14 protein-coding genes are annotated in these 16,952 nt (G+C 71.2%); 9 read left to right on the top strand and 5 right to left on the bottom strand.

Annotated features, from left to right (window positions below; all coding sequences use genetic code 11):
* Positions 1 to 176 precede the first annotated feature (176 nt).
* Genes AC2XR2_RS23075 through AC2XR2_RS23085 form a run of 3 tightly spaced genes read left to right on the top strand, consistent with a single transcriptional unit; the run spans position 177 to position 3,699 of the window.
* Positions 177 to 1,145 carry an NTP transferase domain-containing protein gene (locus tag AC2XR2_RS23075; RefSeq protein WP_491516167.1) on the top strand — a complete coding sequence of 323 codons (969 nt, stop codon included), beginning with the start codon at positions 177 to 179 and terminating at the stop codon, positions 1,143 to 1,145.
* Positions 1,142 to 2,596, top strand: coding sequence for a molybdopterin molybdotransferase MoeA (locus AC2XR2_RS23080; protein WP_491516168.1), 1,455 nt, complete (start codon positions 1,142 to 1,144; stop codon positions 2,594 to 2,596). Before AC2XR2_RS23075 ends, AC2XR2_RS23080 begins: the two co-directional genes overlap by 4 nt.
* Positions 2,593 to 3,699, top strand: a complete 1,107-nt coding sequence (locus tag AC2XR2_RS23085; RefSeq protein WP_491516169.1) for a potassium channel family protein — start codon at positions 2,593 to 2,595, stop codon at positions 3,697 to 3,699. Before AC2XR2_RS23080 ends, AC2XR2_RS23085 begins: the two co-directional genes overlap by 4 nt.
* 29 nt (positions 3,700 to 3,728) lie before the next feature.
* Here AC2XR2_RS23085 and AC2XR2_RS23090 read toward each other — a convergent pair whose 3' ends face one another.
* Both AC2XR2_RS23090 and AC2XR2_RS23095 read right to left on the bottom strand, forming a co-directional pair.
* Positions 3,729 to 4,577, bottom strand: a complete 849-nt coding sequence (locus tag AC2XR2_RS23090; RefSeq protein ID WP_491516170.1) for an ABC transporter permease — start codon at positions 4,575 to 4,577, stop codon at positions 3,729 to 3,731.
* Entirely contained in the window at positions 4,574 to 5,572 is a 999-nt protein-coding gene (locus AC2XR2_RS23095) for an ATP-binding cassette domain-containing protein (RefSeq protein ID WP_491516171.1), read from the bottom strand. The genes AC2XR2_RS23090 and AC2XR2_RS23095 overlap by 4 nt, the downstream gene beginning before the upstream one ends.
* A 139-nt stretch (positions 5,573 to 5,711) precedes the next feature.
* On the opposite strand from AC2XR2_RS23095, the gene AC2XR2_RS23100 reads away from it, so the two are divergent.
* Entirely contained in the window at positions 5,712 to 6,692 is a 981-nt protein-coding gene (locus tag AC2XR2_RS23100; RefSeq protein WP_381299773.1) for an NAD(P)H-quinone oxidoreductase, read from the top strand.
* On the opposite strand, the gene AC2XR2_RS23105 is transcribed toward AC2XR2_RS23100, so the two are convergent.
* A complete protein-coding gene (locus tag AC2XR2_RS23105) occupies positions 6,689 to 7,417 on the bottom strand; it encodes a hypothetical protein (RefSeq protein ID WP_491516172.1) in 729 nt (242 codons plus the stop codon). The genes AC2XR2_RS23100 and AC2XR2_RS23105 overlap by 4 nt on opposite strands.
* Positions 7,418 to 7,553: 136 nt before the next feature.
* Between AC2XR2_RS23105 and AC2XR2_RS23110 the strand changes: the two genes are divergently transcribed.
* Positions 7,554 to 8,096 (top strand): bacterial proteasome activator family protein, encoded by a 543-nt coding sequence (locus AC2XR2_RS23110; protein WP_330265697.1) that lies wholly within the window; start codon positions 7,554 to 7,556, stop codon positions 8,094 to 8,096.
* A 373-nt stretch (positions 8,097 to 8,469) separates the two neighbouring features.
* Entirely contained in the window at positions 8,470 to 10,032 is a 1,563-nt protein-coding gene (locus tag AC2XR2_RS23115) for a protein kinase domain-containing protein (RefSeq protein ID WP_491516173.1), read from the top strand.
* Positions 10,033 to 10,108: 76 nt separating this feature from the next.
* Here AC2XR2_RS23115 and AC2XR2_RS23120 read toward each other — a convergent pair whose 3' ends face one another.
* Positions 10,109 to 11,335, bottom strand: a complete 1,227-nt coding sequence (locus AC2XR2_RS23120; RefSeq protein WP_491516174.1) for a phosphotransferase — start codon at positions 11,333 to 11,335, stop codon at positions 10,109 to 10,111.
* Positions 11,336 to 11,853: 518 nt separating this feature from the next.
* Between AC2XR2_RS23120 and pdhA the strand changes: the two genes are divergently transcribed.
* The 3 genes from pdhA to AC2XR2_RS23135 are packed head-to-tail and all read left to right on the top strand — an operon-like array spanning position 11,854 to position 15,420.
* Positions 11,854 to 13,002 (top strand): pyruvate dehydrogenase (acetyl-transferring) E1 component subunit alpha, encoded by a 1,149-nt coding sequence (pdhA, locus tag AC2XR2_RS23125; protein ID WP_381299770.1) that lies wholly within the window; start codon positions 11,854 to 11,856, stop codon positions 13,000 to 13,002.
* Between the two features lie 2 nt (positions 13,003 to 13,004).
* Complete coding sequence (locus tag AC2XR2_RS23130; protein ID WP_330265693.1) at positions 13,005 to 13,985, top strand: alpha-ketoacid dehydrogenase subunit beta; 981 nt, start codon at positions 13,005 to 13,007, stop codon at positions 13,983 to 13,985.
* Between the two features lie 10 nt (positions 13,986 to 13,995).
* Positions 13,996 to 15,420 carry a dihydrolipoamide acetyltransferase family protein gene (locus AC2XR2_RS23135; protein ID WP_491516175.1) on the top strand — a complete coding sequence of 475 codons (1,425 nt, stop codon included), beginning with the start codon at positions 13,996 to 13,998 and terminating at the stop codon, positions 15,418 to 15,420.
* A 569-nt stretch (positions 15,421 to 15,989) separates the two neighbouring features.
* Here AC2XR2_RS23135 and AC2XR2_RS23140 read toward each other — a convergent pair.
* A complete protein-coding gene (locus AC2XR2_RS23140; RefSeq protein ID WP_381299767.1) occupies positions 15,990 to 16,889 on the bottom strand; it encodes a D-alanyl-D-alanine carboxypeptidase family protein in 900 nt (299 codons plus the stop codon).
* Between the last annotated feature and the right edge of the window lie 63 nt (positions 16,890 to 16,952).

Below are 16,952 nucleotides of genomic sequence, written 5' to 3' on the forward strand. Positions count from 1 at the left end.
CCCGGCTGCGCCCCCGGTGAGCGCGGCCGGCTGCGCACCTGGTGAGCGGGGCCGGCTGCGCACCTGGTGAGCGGGGCCGGCTGCGCCCCCGGTGAGCGCGGCCCCGCGGCCGTACACGCGGATCGCGACGCGGCCCGATCGTTCCCTGTGATCGCGACGGCACGCATACTCGGGGGGTGACCGCGTATGAGCCCCAGGACACCCAGGGCACACCGGGCACCCCCGGGATCGAAGCCGCGTACGACGTGGTCGTGCTCGCCGGGGGCGCCGCCCGGCGGCTCGGCGGCGCCGACAAGCCCGCGGTGCGGGTGGGCGGACGCGCCCTGCTCGACCGCGTCCTCGCCGCCTGCCCCGACGCCCGCACCACCGTCGTCGTCGCCGACCCCCGCCCCTCGGCCAGAGAGATCACCTGGGCCCGCGAGGACCCGCCCGGCGGCGGCCCGCTGGCCGCCCTGGACGCCGGTCTGCGGCACACCACGGCCCGGCACGTCCTGGTGCTCTCCGCCGACCTGCCCTTCCTCCAGGAGGGCACCGTACGGCTGCTGCTGACCGTCCTGCGCACGGGGGGCGCCGACGGCGTGCTGCTCACCGACGCCGACGGCCGTGACCAGCCGCTGGTGGCCGCGTACCGCGTGCCCTCGCTGCGCATCGAGCTCGCCGCGCTCGCGAAGCAGCACGGCACCCTCGCCGGCCTCCCCCTGCGCCGGCTGACCGGCGCGCTCGACCTCACCCGCGTCCCCGACCCCGTCGCGTCCTTCGACTGCGACACCTGGGACGACATCGCCACCGCCAGGGCACGGATCAGGGAGCATGAGCACGTGTTGGATGAATGGATTTCCGCAGTCAAGGACGAGCTGGGCATCGACCTCGACGTCGACACCGGCGTGCTGCTCGACCTCGCCCGGGACGCCGCGCACGGCGTGGCCAGGCCGGCGGCCCCGCTGACCACCTTCCTCGTCGGCTACGCGGCCGCGCGCGCGGGCGGTGATGCCCAGGCGGTCGCCGAGGCCTCCCGCAAGGCCGCGGCCCTGGCCCTGCGCTGGGCCGAGGAGGCCGAAAAGGCCGAAAAGGCCGAAGAGGACACCGACACCAAGCCCGGCGAGACGTCGGCCGCCGCCCCCGACGCCCGCCCGGACGCCGGATGACCGCCCGGTCCCTGCGCACCGGTGAGAGCGCCGGGCGGGCCGAAGACGCCGACGAGCTCGACGTCGAGGAGGCGCTGGCCCTCGTGAGGGACGACCACGACCGCACCCCCGGCGACCAGGTGCCCGCACCGGGCGGACCGGCCGCCGGGCCCGGGCCGCGGCCCACCCCTGGACACGGCTCGGCCCACTCGCCGGGACACGAGCAGCGGCCGCCGACCAGGCACCGCCCCGACGCCCACCACAAGGCCACCCCCTGGCCCGAGGCTCGCGCGACCGCCGCCCGGGCCGCCCGCGCCCTCACCCGCGGTGCCCGCCGCGCCCCCGTGTCCGTACGGCTCGACGACGCCCTCGGCCTCACCCTGGCCGCGCCCCTCGACGCCCTCACCGACCTCCCCTCCTTCGACACCTCGGCCATGGACGGCTGGGCGGTCTCCGGACCCGGCCCCTGGGCCGTACGGGACGAGGGAGTGCTGGCCGGGCACGCCGAGCCGGCCCCCCTGGCCGACGGCGAGGCGGCCCGGATCGCCACCGGCGCCCGCATCCCCCCGGACACCACCGCCGTCCTGCGCAGCGAGCACGGACAGCTGGACGAGAAGGGCCGGCTGCACGCCCTCCGCGAGGTGGCGCACGGCCAGGACATCCGCCCACGCGGCCAGGAGTGCCGCAGCGGCGACCAGCTCCTGCCGCCCGGCACCCTCGTCACCCCGGCCGTCCTGGGCCTGGCCGCGGCCGCCGGCTACGACACCCTCACCGCCGTCCCCCGCCCCCGCGTCGAAGTCCTCGTCCTCGGCGACGAGTTGCTCACCGAGGGCACCCCGCGCGACGGCCTGATCCGGGACGCCCTCGGCCCGATGCTCCCGCCCTGGCTGCGCGCGCTCGCCGCCGAGGTCACCGCCGTACGGCGGCTCGGTGACTCCGCCGAAGCCCTGCACCAGGCGGTCACCGGCTCCACGGCCGACGTGATCATCACGACCGGCGGCACGGCGGCCGGTCCCGTCGACCACGTCCACCCCGTCCTCGGGCGCATCGGCGCCGAGCTCCTCGTCGACGGGGTGAAGGTGCGCCCGGGCCACCCCATGTTGCTGGCCCGCACCAAGGAGAACCAGCACCTCGTCGGCCTGCCCGGCAACCCCCTGGCGGCCGTCTCGGGCCTGCTCACGCTCGCCGAGCCGCTGCTGCGCACCCTGGCCGCCCGCCCGGCCCCGGAGCCGTACACCCTGCCCCTGCGGGACGAGGCGCACGGCCACCCGTACGACACCCGGCTCATCCCGGTCGTCCTGCGCGGCGACAGCGCGGTCCCGCTGCACTACAACGGCCCGGCCATGCTGCGGGGCATCGCGGCCGCCGACGCCCTCGCCGTCGTACCGCCCGGGGGCGCCCGGGCCGGGCAGGAGGCCGAACTGCTCGATCTGCCCTGGGCGTCCGCCGGAATCGGGGTGTGTTTCACGTGAAACTTCCGGGCCATGACGCGATCGCCCGCCAGGCGGACGAGCATCTCGTGACCCACAAGGTGAAGCTGCCGCGCAAGGTGGTGGAGCACCCGTTCCGCCAGGTCGCCAAGCGGGTGCTGATGGCCTTGCTGGTCCTGGCGGCGACCGCACTGATCGTCTACGCCGACCACGACGGCTACAACGACAACTCCGACCGGTCCGTGGACTTCCTCGACTCCTGGTACTACGCGACGGTCACGCTCTCCACCACCGGATACGGCGACATCACCCCGGTCAGCGACGCCGCCCGGCTCACCAACATCTTCGTCATCACGCCCTTGCGTGTGCTGTTCCTGATCATCCTGGTCGGCACGACGCTGGAGGTTCTCACCGAACGCACCCGGGAGGAATGGCGACTCAACCGCTGGAGGTCCACCTTGCGCGACCACACCGTCGTGATCGGCTTCGGCACCAAGGGCCGCTCCGCGATCCAGACCGTCTGCGCGACGGGACTGAAGAAGGAGCAGGTCGTGGTGGTCGACCCCAGCGGCAAGGCGATCGAGGCCGCGACCGCCGACGGCTACGCGGGGGTCATAGGGGACGCCACGCGCAGCGAGGTGCTGAAGCGGGCCGAGGTGCACAAGGCCCGGAAGATCATCATCGCGACCCAGCGGGACGACACGGCGGTGCTCGTGACGCTGACGGCCCGGCAGCTCAACAAGGCCGCGAAGATCGTGGCCGCGGTGCGCGAGGAGGAGAACGCGCCCCTGCTCAAGCAGTCCGGCGCGGACGCGGTCATCACCAGCGCCAGTGCGGCGGGCCGCCTCCTCGGTCTCTCGGTGCTCAGTCCCGCGGCCGGCATGGTGATGGAGGACCTGATCCAGCAGGGCAGCGGGCTCGACATCGTCGAACGCCCGGTCATAAAGGCCGAGGTGGGCCGGAAGCCGCGGGAGACGGACGACCTGGTGGTGAGTGTCCTGCGCGGCCACCGGGTGCTCGGCTACGACGATCCGGCCGTCGGGACACTGGAGTTGACGGACCGGCTGATCACGATCGTGCGGGCGTCGCCGGGTACCCAGGTGGCACCCGACGCGCGCCCGCTCCCCCCGATGCCGTCGAGCTGATCACGTGCGGTGGCGGAACCGGATGCGGATCACTTGCGGTTGTAGAGCCGCATGGTGACCGGCCCGAAGACCGCGACGAACAGGCCCGCCCACCCCAGCGACCAGGCGATCTCGTCGGCGGGCCAGTCGCCCGCCATCAGCCCGCGCACCGCTGAGGACAGATGGGTGATCGGGCTGTTGTTGACGAAGGCCTGGAGCCAGCCCGGCATCGTCTTCGGGTCCACGAAGACGTTGGACAGGAAGGTCAGCGGGAAGATCACCATCATGCTGACGCCCATCACCGACTTCTCGGTGCGCAGCAGCAGCCCGAACATCGTCCAGATCCACGAGAACGCGAACGAGAAGACCACGAGAAGCGCGATCCCGGCGAGCACACCGGCGAAGCCGCCGTCCGGGCGGTAGCCGAGGATGATGCCCACGGTGAGCATCACGACCGACGCGATGGTGTAGCGCAGCGCGTCGCCGAGGAGATAGCCGACCATCGTCGACGGCCGCCAGATGGGCAGCGAACGGAACCGGTCGAAGACGCCCTTCTCGATGTCGGTGTTGACCGAGACCCCGGTGTACATCGTGATCATCACGACCGACATGACGAGGATGCCGGGCAGCAGGAACTGGATGTACTCCTTCGGGGAGCCGGCCAGGGCACCCCCGAACAGGTACGTGTACATCAGCACCATCATGATCGGGAACGCGGTGACGTCGAAGAGCTGTTCCGGCACGTGCTTGATCTTGAGGATGGCCCGCCAGCCGAAGGTCAGCGACGCCGACAGCGCGCTCGGGCGCGGCGGCCGCTCCCCGGCGACGAGCAGCGCGGCCAGCGACTCGGCACTGACGGGGGCGAGGTCCTTCGCCTCTGTCCGGGTCACGGTGCTCATGCCGCCATCTCCTCGGCGTCGGTGTCGTCGGTGGGGTGTCCGGTGAGGGCGAGGAACACCTCGTCCAGGCTGGGCTGGCCCAGCGAGAAGTTGTCGACGGTGATGCCGGTGCGGGCCAGTTCCGCGAGGGCCCGGGAGGCCTGCTCGGCCGCCGTGTCACCGGCCGCCGAGCCGAGCCGGGCCGTCAGCGCGACGGTGTCCGGTTCCAGCTGCACCTGGGCGTCCAGGGACCGTCGTAGGATCTCCGCCGCCTCGGGCCGCCGTTCGCCGTCCCGTAGCCGCAGATGTACGGTGCCGGCGCCCACGGAGGCCTTCAGCTCGCCCTTGGTGCCCTCGGCGATCACCTTGCCGTGGTCGATGACGGCGATCCGGGAGGCCAGCTGGTCGGCCTCGTCCAGGTACTGCGTGGTCAGCAGCACGGTGGTGCCCTGGGCGACGACCGCGCGCACGATGTCCCAGACCTGGTTGCGGCTGCGCGGGTCGAGCCCGGTGGTCGGCTCGTCGAGGAAGAGCAGCTCGGGGGTGTTGAGGATGGACGCGGCGATGTCGATACGGCGCCGCATGCCGCCCGAGTAGTGCTTGACCTGCTTTCCGGCGGCCTCCGTCAGTCCGAAGGCCTCCAGGAGCTGACCGGCACGCACGCGGGCCGCCTTCTTGTGGTGGCCGAGGAGACGGCCCAGCAGGACCAGGTTCTCCAGGCCCGTGAGGTCCTCGTCGACGGAGGCGTACTGGCCGGTGAGGCTGACCCGGCCGCGGACCTCGTCGGCCTCGCGGACGACGTCGTGGCCGAAGACGTGGGCCTCGCCGCCGTCGGGGCGCAGCAGGGTGGCGAGCATCTTCACGGTGGTGGTCTTGCCGGCGCCGTTCGGGCCGAGGACGCCGTAGACCGTGCCGGCCGGCACCGCCAGGTCGACTCCGTCGACGGCCCTGGTCTCACCGAACGTCTTCACGAGGCCCGCGGTCTCGATCGCCAGGGGTGACGTGTGCTGGCTCATGGGCGGGGTTCCTTCCGCGTGCTTGGGCTACGCATGGGGAGACCTTTACCGTCGCGCAAACTCATCGGTGACGCACATGAAATTCGGGCTGGGGCCGGATCGTGGGTCTGCCGCGGTGGGTGCGGGTAGCGTCCAGCCCATGTATGCGATCACGATTCCTGAACCCGGTGGGCCCGAGGCGTTGGTCTGGAGCGAGGTGCCGGATGCCGTGGCCGGTGAGGGGGAGGTGCTGGTCGACGTCGTGGCCGGGGCCGTCAACCGCGCCGACATCCTGCAGCGGCAGGGCTTCTACGACCCGCCGCCCGGCGCCTCCCCCTACCCCGGCCTGGAGTGCTCCGGACGGATCGCCGCACTCGGCCCCGGGGTCTCCGGTTGGGCCGTGGGCGACGAGGTGTGCGCGCTGCTCGGGGGTGGCGGTTACGCCGAGAAGGTCGCGGTACCGGCCGGGCAGCTGCTGCCCGTGCCCAAGGGCATCGACGTGACGCGGGCGGCCGCGCTGCCCGAGGTGGTCTGCACGGTCTGGTCGAACGTGTTCATGGTCTCCCACCTGCGCCCGGGCGAGACGCTCCTGGTGCACGGCGGCTCCAGCGGCATCGGCACGATGGCGATCCAGCTCGCGAAGGCCGTGGGGGCCAAGGTCGCGGTGACCGCGGGCACGCGGGCGAAGCTGGACCGATGTGCCGAGCTCGGCGCGGACGTCCTGATCAACTACCGCGAGCAGGATTTCGTCGAGGAGGTCAAGAAGGCGACCGACGGGGCCGGGGCCGACGTCATCCTCGACAACATGGGCGCGAAGTACCTCGACCGCAACGTCAGGGCGCTCGCCGTCAACGGGCGGCTCGCGATCATCGGCATGCAGGGCGGCGTCAAGGGCGAGCTGAACATCGCCGCGCTGCTGAACAAGCGGGCCGCGATCAGCGCGACCTCGCTGCGGGCGCGGCCGGCGGCCGAGAAGACGGCGATCGTGGCGGCCGTACGGGAGCATGTGTGGCCGCTGCTGGACGCCGGGCACATCCGTCCCGTCGTCGACCGGGAGCTGCCGATGAGCGACGCGGCCGCCGCGCACCGGGTCGTCGAGGAGAGCGGGCACATCGGCAAGGTCCTGCTGGTCACCTCCTAACCGCGGCGCAACCGCAGGGCGAACAGAGCGAGCCCGAGCCCCAGACCGATCAGCACCAGGCCGGTGCCGAGCGGCAGGATGAACACCTTGGCCGCGGTCTGCGCCGCGCGCCGCGGCGCGGAGGCGGCGGCGGTGCTGTGCGGCGGCTCCGATACGGCGGCGAGGTCACCGTCACCGGTGTCGGTACCGGTGCCTTCGGTACTGGTGGAGTCCTCGCTGGTGGAGTCGTCGTCCTCCGTCACCGGTTCGTCCCGCCGCCCCGGCCGCTCCCGCCCCTCACCGGCCCGGCTGCCGGCCCGGGAGGGGGTGGCGGCGGAGGGGGAGGGAGCCAGGGAGGGCGACGGCGAGGAGTGGCGGGGGCCGTGGGCCTGCGCGGAGTCCGAGGGGCGATCGGGTGAGGGAGGCGGCGGGCTCACGGGGGTGTGCCGTGGCCCATGGTCCGGCGCCCGGTTGGAGGGGGAGGCGCTCCGGGCCGGTGCGGCGGTGCCCCGGGGTGCAGAGCCCTGTGCCGGTCGGTGCACCGGCCCGTACGTCGGCACGGGGAGCCCCGGGGGCGGCGACGACCACAAGGCGCCCGGCGCGATCGAGGCGCTGGTGGAGCGCAGGGGCCGGGGCTCGGTGTCGTACGGCCGGATCGTGCCCGTGGGCCATTCGCCGGGCGGCAGGACGGCCGGGCTGGATCCCACCACGAGCGCCAGTACCGTCGCGTGCAGCCAGGGAGTCACGGGACAAGACTGGCATTACGGCAACAAACCGGCATTCCGGAAGAGGCGCTGGTGTCGATCTGCTCCGGGAACGGTGGATCAGCGCTCACCGGGGGCACCCCACCGGTGAGGTGTACGGGTGCGAGAGAATGGCGGCATGGAGATGCCGAGGAACGAAGGTTCGCCGGAAAGCCCCCAGATCCTGGTCGTGGGTCAGGACGGGATGGCACTGGGCGGCGGGGGTGACGAGGACTCCCGCGAGGTTCCGGTCACGGAGATGGTCGAGCAGCCCGCGAAGGTCATGCGGATCGGCAGCATGATCAAGCAGCTGCTCGAAGAGGTGCGCGCGGCTCCCCTCGACGAGGCCAGCCGGGCCCGCCTCAAGGAGATCCATTCCAGCTCGGTGAAGGAGCTGGAGGACGGGCTGGCCCCGGAGCTCGTGGAGGAGCTGGAGCGGCTCTCCCTGCCCTTCAACGACGACGCCACCCCGAGCGACGCGGAACTGCGGATCGCGCAGGCCCAGTTGGTGGGCTGGCTGGAGGGTCTCTTCCACGGGATCCAGACCACCCTGTTCGCCCAGCAGATGGCCGCGCGGGCCCAGCTGGAGTCGATGCGCCGCGCCCTCCCGCCGGGCGTCGGCGGCCACGAGGACGGCGCCGACCCGCGCGCGGGCGGCCGCTCGGGCGGACCGTACCTGTAACCCCCGATCCGACAAGGGCCCGGCAGCCGACGCTGTCGGGCCCTTCATGTCGCCTGCCCGAAGCGCTCGTTCGGGTTCTTTCTCCGTGACCTTGGACACGGATCCCCGCCCGGGGCCGTGCCGTCGAACCGTCGGACCCGGTGCCCGTTCCGTGACCGTACGCGAAAGAAGGGGCGCGCGGGCGTTACAGGCGCCCCACGGCCGGTACACAGGATTTGCACGCCGAGACGTATTACAGGTTTGATGGCCGGTCCGTCTCGGACCGGCCCCCGGGCTCATCCCGGACCGGCGGCTTGCGCGAAGGCTGTAGCGTGGCCGACGGAGACCGTAACAACACCGCGCGCACCGCGGGCAGAAACGACGGCGAGGACCGATGGCACAGCAGCAGCGCGCTCAGGGCCCGTCCGACCCCGAGGCGACTGGCGGCGGAATGTCAGATGCGCCGGAGCTGTGGGGTAACGGCGGACTGGTGGGGGACGGCCGGTACCGGCTGACCCGCAGACTCGGCCGGGGCGGTATGGCCGAGGTGTTCGCGGCCGAGGACGTACGGCTCGGACGCACCGTGGCGGTCAAGCTGCTCCGCGCCGACCTCGCCGAGGACCCGACCTCCAAGGCCCGCTTCACGCGCGAGGCCCAGTCCGTGGCCGGCCTCAACCACCACGCGATCGTCGCCGTGTACGACTCCGGCGAGGACTACGTGGGCGGCCAGTCGGTGCCGTACATCGTCATGGAGATCGTCGAGGGACGGACGATCCGCGACCTGCTGATCAACGCCGAGGCACCCGGGCCCGAGCAGGCCCTGATCATCGTCTCCGGGGTCCTGGAGGCGCTCGCCTACTCGCACCAGCACGGCATCGTGCACCGCGACATCAAGCCCGCCAACGTGATCATCACGCACAACGGCGCGGTCAAGGTGATGGACTTCGGCATCGCCCGCGCCCTGCACGGCGCGTCCACCACCATGACCCAGACCGGCATGGTCATGGGCACCCCGCAGTACCTCTCCCCCGAGCAGGCGCTCGGCAAGGCCGTCGACCACCGCTCCGACCTGTACGCGACGGGCTGTCTCCTCTACGAACTCCTCGCGCTGCGGCCCCCGTTCACCGGCGAGACCCCGCTCTCCGTCGTCTACCAGCACGTCCAGGACATCCCGACGCCTCCGTCGCAGGTCTCCGACGCGGTCCCGCCGGAGCTGGACGGCCTGGTCATGCGCTCGCTCGCCAAGGAGCCGGACGACCGCTTCCAGACCGCCGAGGAGATGCGCGGGCTCGTCCAGTACGGCCTGCAGATGCTGTACGACCAGGGCGGCCACACCGGCACCTGGAACACCGGCCCGGTCACGGTGCACGACGGCCGCGGCGCGGCCGCCGCGGGCTTCGCGAGCACCAGCGTGCTGCCGCACCCCGGCGACGCCTCCGGCACCACGCAGATCCCGCAGCCGATCCTGCCCTCCGGTTACGGCGGCGGGGACGAGGGCGGCTTCGAAGGACACGGCAACCGGGGCAGCGGCCGCGGCAAGCTGTGGATCCTGGCCGTCCTCGCGGTGATCGCGGTCGCGGCGGGAGTCGCGCTGGCGCTCAACGGTGGCGGTGGCGGGGGCGGTGGCGGCACCAAGACCTCCCCGACGGCGACCACCTCGCAGTCCACCGACGACCAGTCGGCCAGCGAGACGCCGAGCGAGACGGCGACGGACGACTCCACCGACACGTCCACCGACGACAGCGGCTCGGGCGGCTCCAACTACACGCCGTCCTACACCCCGTCGTACACGCCCTCGTACACGCCTTCTCCCACGCCCACCCAGCCGACCGAGACGGCGACACAGCCGACGGACACGGCGGAGCCGACGGACACGGCGGAGCCGACCGACACGGGGGAGCCGACCGGTGGCGGTGGCGTCATCTCGGGTCCCACTGGCGGAGACGACGACTCCTGAGCGACCGTTACGCGCGCGTGGGTCCTGAACGGGCCGCACGCGCGCGTGCCGTTTGTCGGGCCGTACGGCGCTGACGTCAGCCGGCGAACGCGTCGCACACCGCGTCGTACTCCCGCGTCCACCACACCACCAGGGCCGAGGCGGCCGGGAACTGGGGGTCGGCGCGGGTGTCGCCGCGCTCGTAGTGCCAGCGCAGCATCCAGAAGTCGTTGAGGCGCTCCCACCACACGCGGTGCACGGCCGCCGCGAGTTCCGAGGGCGTGGCCCCCGCCGTACGCCGGTACGCGCGCGCGTACGCCCGCACCTTCGGCAGGTCGAGGGTTCCCGCGGGCCGTACGAAGAAGATCGCGGCGGCGCGTACGGCCTCCTCGGCGCGGGGCTTCACGCCGAGCCGGTCCCAGTCGACGATCGCGGCGGGTGCGTCGCCCCGGTAGAGCAGGTTGAAGGGGTGGAAGTCCCCGTGCACCCACCCCACGGGGCCGCCGTGCGGAGGCCGCCGCCCCACGTGCTGTTCCAGCAGCGCCCGCCGCTCCAGCAGCCGGTGCCGGGCCAGTTCGTCGAACGAGTCGGCGGGCCGGTGCCGGCGCACGCGCGCGAGGAGGTCGTCGATGACGGCGAAGGTGACAGCGGGGTCGGCGCCGGCGTCGCCGCGGGCCGGTCCCGAGGGTGAGGTCCTGGTGCGCGGGGAGGGTCGGCTCTGGACGCCGGACCGGGCTGGGACGGGTGGGCTGGTGGTGACCGGTGGGTTGATGGTCGCGAGTGGGCCGGTGGTGACGGGTGGGTTGGTAGTGGTGAGTGGGCCCGTGGTGACGGGTGCGCCGGGGGCGTGCGGATCCTCGACGTGGGCGCCAGGGGTGCGGGACGGCGCGCGGTGGGGCGGGGTGGCGCGCCCGACCGGCATCACCCGCTCCAGACTCGCGTGCACCACCCCCAGCAGTGCGCCGAGGCGCGCGCACTGCGCGGTGGTGAGCTGGGCGCCGTGGCGGTGGCGGCCGTCGATCCACGGGTGGAGGGCGTAGGCGTGGCCGCCGATGACCGCGACCGTGCGGCCGTCGTGGGCGGGGAGCGGTGGGGCGACCGGGACGCCGAGGTCGGCCAGGCGCTGGGTGGCGCGGTGCTGGCGGGCGATCGCCTCCGGGGCGGCGGTCTCGGGGTCGAAATGGTGCTTCAGGAAATAGCGGCCGCGCGTCGTGCACAGCCGGTAGCCGCGGTTCAGGAGCCCCTGGTCGACGGGGTCGCAGGTGAGGGCGGATCCGGCGGAGTACTGACGGAGGAGAGCGCCCAGCGGGGGCGCGTGAGGCATCAGGGGTGGTACAGAAGAGCGCGGCACGCGCCAGATGCTAGGGCACGGGGCACCCCTGTGAGCTGGGCATTGTCACAGAAAGTCATATTCGTTCACGGTGTGCACGGGAAGGGACTTTCGTGCGGCGCGCGCACGCCACGCCGGACGAGCTCATGGCCGGCGAGAAGAAATACGCTGATTTCCCTCTTTGCGCACTCGGCAAGTCAAACCCGGAAACTCTTCCGGTGACCAGGGTGGACGGGATAACGTGCCGTTGCTCCGGCCTCCTGCAAGGCTGTGACCAGCACCCCTTCGACCCTTTCCCGATTTACTTGGAAATCCAAGCAAAATCGCAGGTCAAAGGGGGTTTCACAGAAATGTGGAGCACTGGGTAACGTGATTCTTGCAGGGCGCTCGCCGGGGCACCTGTCACGCCTGTTCCGGCCGAGTGGCACCCACCCCGTGCCAAGGGTGTCGGAAACAGGTGAGCCGCACTGGTACCCGGCAACCCCGGGGGCCGGACCGACGGAGGAGCACACGTGACCGTGGAGAGCACTGCCGCGCGCAAGCCGCGACGCAGCGCCGGGACGAGGAAGTCCCCGAGCACCAAGCCCGAACTGGTTCAGCTGCTGACGCCCGAGGGCAAGCGCGTCAAGAACGCCGAGTACGACAAGTACGTCGCCGACATCACCCCGGAAGAGCTCCGCGGCCTCTACCGCGACATGGTGCTCACCCGTCGCTTCGACGCCGAGGCCACCTCCCTCCAGCGCCAGGGCGAGCTGGGCCTGTGGGCCTCGCTGCTCGGCCAGGAGGCCGCCCAGATCGGCTCCGGCAGGGCGCTGCGCGACGACGACTACGTCTTCCCGACCTACCGTGAGCACGGCGTGGCCTGGTGCCGCGGGGTCGACCCGACCAACCTGCTCGGCATGTTCCGTGGGGTGAACAACGGCGGCTGGGACCCGAACAGCAACAACTTCCACCTCTACACGATCGTCATCGGCTCCCAGACGCTGCACGCCACGGGCTACGCGATGGGCGTGGCCAAGGACGGCGCCGACTCGGCGGTCATCGCCTACTTCGGCGACGGTGCCTCCAGCCAGGGCGACGTGGCCGAATCGTTCACCTTCTCCGCCGTCTACAACGCTCCGGTCGTGTTCTTCTGCCAGAACAACCAGTGGGCGATCTCCGAGCCGACCGAGAAGCAGACCCGCGTGCCGCTCTACCAGCGGGCGCAGGGCTTCGGCTTCCCGGGCGTGCGCGTGGACGGCAACGACGTGCTCGCCTCCCTGGCCGTCACCAAGTGGGCACTCGAGCGGGCCCGCAACGGCGAGGGGCCGACGCTCGTCGAGGCGTACACCTATCGCATGGGCGCCCACACCACCTCCGACGACCCGAGCAAGTACCGGGCCGACGAGGAGCGCGAGGCGTGGGAGGCGAAGGACCCGATCCTGCGCCTTCGCCGGTACCTGGAGTCCTCAAACCACGCGGACGAGGGATTCTTCGCGGAACTGGAGGCCGAGTCCGAGGCGTTGGGCAGGCGAGTGCGTGAGGCGGTGCGGGCGATGCCCGATCCGGACCGTTTCGCGATCTTCGAGCACGCGTACGCGGACGGGCATGCGCTGGTGGACGAGGAGCGGGCCGGGTTCGCCGCCTATCAGGCGTCGTTCGCGGATGGGGAAGGGGCCTGATCATGGCAGCGGAAAAGATGGCTCTGGCCAAGGCGATCAACGAGTCGCTGCGGCGTGCTCTGGACACCGACCCGAAGGTCCTGGTCATGGGCGAGGACGTCGGCAAGCTCGGCGGTGTGTTCCGGGTGACGGACGGGCTGCAGAAGGACTTCGGCGAGGAGCGGGTCATCGATACCCCGCTCGCCGAGTCGGGCATCGTGGGCACCGCGATCGGTCTGGCGCTGCGCGGTTACCGGCCGGTGGTGGAGATCCAGTTCGACGGGTTCGTGTTCCCGGCCTACGACCAGATCGTCACCCAGCTGGCGAAGATGCACGCGCGGTCGCTGGGCAAGGTCAAGATGCCGGTGGTCGTGCGGATCCCCTACGGCGGCGGCATCGGCGCGGTCGAGCACCACAGTGAGTCGCCGGAGGCGCTGTTCGCGCATGTGGCGGGCCTGAAGGTGGTCTCGCCGTCCAACGCGTCGGACGCGTACTGGATGATGCAGCAGGCCATCCAGAGCGACGACCCGGTGATCTTCTTCGAGCCCAAGCGCAGGTACTGGGACAAGGGCGAGGTCAACACCGAGGCCATTCCCGGGCCGTTGCACAAGGCGCGGGTGGTGCGCGAGGGCACCGACCTGACGCTGGTCGCCTACGGTCCGATGGTGAAGCTGTGCCGGGAGGTGGCCGACGCGGCGGCCGAGGAGGGCAGGTCGCTGGAGGTCGTGGACCTGCGCTCGGTCTCGCCGCTGGACTTCGATGCGATCCAGGCGTCGGTGGAGAAGACCCGTCGGCTGGTGGTGGTGCACGAGGCGCCGGTGTTCTTCGGTTCGGGCGCGGAGATCGCGGCCCGGATCACCGAGCGCTGCTTCTACCACCTGGAGGCGCCGGTGCTGCGGGTGGGCGGTTATCACGCCCCCTATCCGCCGGCGCGTCTGGAGGAGGAGTACCTGCCGGGCCTGGACCGGGTGCTGGACGCCGTCGACCGCGCTCTGGCGTACTGAGGAGAGGGCCGTGACGACGATGACGGATGCGTCCGTACGCGAGTTCAAGATGCCCGACGTGGGCGAGGGCCTGACCGAGGCGGAGATCCTGACCTGGTACGTCCAGGTCGGCGACACCGTCTCGGACGGGCAGGTGGTGTGCGAGGTGGAGACGGCCAAGGCGGCCGTCGAACTGCCCATCCCCTACGACGGGGTGGTACGCGAACTGCGCTTCCCGGCCGGCACCACGGTCGATGTCGGCACACCGATCATCACGGTGGACGTGTCGGGCGGCGGCGCGCCCGCCGAGGCGGAGGCGCCGGTCCCGGAGACCGTCCAGGCTCCGGTGACGCCGGTGGCGGAGGAGGAGAAGCCGACGGGCCGTCAGCCGGTCCTGGTGGGCTACGGCGTGGCCGCCTCCTCGACCAAGCGCCGCCCCCGCAAGGGCCCCGAGGTCCCCTTCCAGCAGGCCCCGGCGACCCTGGCGGTCCAGACCGAGCTGAACGGCCACGGCCCGGCCGCGACCGAGGCGAAGCCGCGCCCGCTGGCCAAGCCGCCGGTGCGCAAGCTCGCCAAGGACCTGGGCGTCGACCTGACCGCGGTGATCCCGTCCGGCCCGGACGGCATCATCACCCGCGAGGACGTCCACGCGGCGGTGGCCCCGGCCGAAGCGGCACCCGTCGTACCTGCCGTGACGGCAGCGGTTCCGGTTGCCCCGGCCGTGCCGGCGGCTCCGGCCGCCTCCTACGACGCGGCCCGCGAGACCCGTGTCCCGGTCAAGGGTGTCCGCAAGGCGACGGCCCAGGCGATGGTCGGCTCGGCGTTCACCGCCCCGCATGTCACCGAGTTCGTGACGGTGGACGTCACCCGCACCCTGAAGCTGGTCGAGGAACTCAAGCAGGACAAGGACCTCCAGGGCCTGAGGGTCAACCCGCTCCTGCTGATCGCGAAGGCCCTGCTGGTCGCGATCAAACGCAACCCGGACATCAACGCCTCCTGGGACGAGGCGAACCAGGAGATCGTCCTCAAGCACTACGTCAACCTGGGCATCGCCGCCGCGACCCCGCGCGGCCTGATCGTCCCGAACATCAAGGACGCCCACACCAAGACGCTGCCCCAGCTGGCGCAAGCCCTGGGTGAGCTGGTGTCCACGGCCAAGGAGGGCAAGACCTCCCCGGCCGCGATGCAGGGCGGCACCGTCACCATCACCAACGTCGGCGTCTTCGGCGTCGACACCGGTACGCCGATCCTGCCGCCCGGCGAGTCCGCAATCCTCGCCGTCGGCGCGATCAAACTCCAGCCGTGGGTCCACAAGGGCAAGGTGAAGCCCCGCCAGGTCACCACGCTGGCCCTCAGCTTCGACCACCGCCTGGTCGACGGCGAACTCGGCTCCAAGGTCCTCGCGGACGTGGCAGCCATCCTGGAACAACCGAAGAAACTCATCACCTGGGCGTGACCCGCGGGCAGCGGATCAGTTGTTCAACACTGAAGGGACGGCCGCAAGTTCTGATTGCGGCCGCCCCTTCATCCATGTCTGCGCGGGCGTGTCAGGCCCGATGGAGCACGTACACCGGAGCGCCGTCCTCCGAAGCACCCTGAGAGCGAATACAGGCGTGCTTCCGTCGTCGGCTGTGCGGCCAAGTCGGCGGTGTGCGAAGGCCGTTCGAGGACCAGTGAGTCGAGCCGGTCCGCGATGCGTTCCATGGCCAGGGCGATGGTCTGCTGGGCGCTGAGAGCGGCCCGCTGCGTCTCCCGGATTCCCTCCTGCTGGACGGTCTCAATCACCTCGGCGGCCCACTGCTTCAGGTCTCGTCGCCACTCTCTACCTGCGGGAACGCTGAGACCGTAACCTGCACTTAGGGTCTCGAGGATCTCTCGGTGACCTTACGGGACGTGGTCGGAGAGCGCCTTCTGCGGATTGGTGTGCCCCAACTGCCTGGACCTATTTCCCTTGCGCCCGACACCCCGACATGACGAAGGGGCCCGTCGCCCACCGGCAACGGACCCCCTTCGTGGCAGTCGGCGTCAGCTGATCTTTGCGTAGCCGTAGTTGATGAGCTTCTTCACGTCCGTCGTGCGGTTGGCCGCCGAGGAGGAGGTCATGACCGCGCCGATGACGGACTCGCCGTTCTTCGTGGCGGCGAAGACCAGGCAGTACTTGGAGTCGGTGCCCGAGCCGGTCTTGATGCCGAGCGTGCCGTTCCAGCCGAGCAGGGTGTTGGTGTTCGTCCAGGCACCCATGGTGCGGGTGCTGCCGGTCTTCGTGATCGTCTTCGCCGTGTACGACTTGGTCTTCACCACGGACTTGAAGGTCGAGTTCTTCATCACGTTGCGGGCGAGGATCGTGAGGTCCTTCGGCGTCGAGGCGTTCGAACCATTGCTTATGCCGTCGAACGAGTCGAACTTCGTGTTCGTCATGCCGAGGTTCTTCGCCGTCGTGTTCATCTTCGCGATGAACGACTTCGTGCGCGCCGAAACGGTGGAGCCGGAGCCGAACTTGTCGGCGAGAGCCATCGCGGCGTCACAGCCCGACGGCAGCATCATCCCGTAGAGCAGCTGACGGACGGTGACCTTGTCGCCCACGATCAGGTGGGCCGAGGAGGCACCCTTGGAGACGATGTAGTTGCTGTACTCCCTCTTGATCGTGACCTTGGCGTCCAGGTTCAGGTTCGACTGCGACAGGACGACCTTCGCGGTCATGATCTTCGTGGTGGAAGCGGTGAGCCGCTTCGTGTTCGGCGACTTGCTGAACAGGGTCGCCCCGGTCGCGCCGTTCATCAGGAAACCGCCCTTGGCGGTGATGGTGGGTGTCGTCAGCGCCTGCGCGGGTGCCGCGGTGAGAGCTCCGGTGGCGAGCACTGCGCCGGTCGTCAGGGCGACGGCAGCGGCTCTGCGGACTCGGAAGCCCTTGGTGGCGGAAATCAACTCAAATACCCCGAATACGTCGAATGCCCCAGTAGTGCGGCCGAGTTGGAGGGGAAGAAAGTG

The organism is Streptomyces sp. LS-MS-L19 (assembly GCF_058382285.1).

Excerpts from the sequence above, each read along its gene's own strand:
- AC2XR2_RS23110 (WP_330265697.1), top strand. The coding sequence starts at position 7,554 with ATGGAGATGCCGAGGAACGAAGGTTCGCCGGAAAGCCCCCAGATCCTG.
- AC2XR2_RS23080 (WP_491516168.1), top strand. The coding sequence starts at position 1,142 with ATGACCGCCCGGTCCCTGCGCACCGGTGAGAGCGCCGGGCGGGCCGAA.
- AC2XR2_RS23120 (WP_491516174.1), bottom strand. The coding sequence starts at position 11,335 with ATGCCTCACGCGCCCCCGCTGGGCGCTCTCCTCCGTCAGTACTCCGCC.
- AC2XR2_RS23100 (WP_381299773.1), top strand. The coding sequence starts at position 5,712 with ATGTATGCGATCACGATTCCTGAACCCGGTGGGCCCGAGGCGTTGGTC.
- AC2XR2_RS23115 (WP_491516173.1), top strand. The coding sequence starts at position 8,470 with ATGGCACAGCAGCAGCGCGCTCAGGGCCCGTCCGACCCCGAGGCGACT.
- AC2XR2_RS23090 (WP_491516170.1), bottom strand. The coding sequence starts at position 4,577 with ATGAGCACCGTGACCCGGACAGAGGCGAAGGACCTCGCCCCCGTCAGT.
- AC2XR2_RS23130 (WP_330265693.1), top strand. The coding sequence starts at position 13,005 with ATGGCAGCGGAAAAGATGGCTCTGGCCAAGGCGATCAACGAGTCGCTG.
- AC2XR2_RS23095 (WP_491516171.1), bottom strand. The coding sequence starts at position 5,572 with ATGAGCCAGCACACGTCACCCCTGGCGATCGAGACCGCGGGCCTCGTG.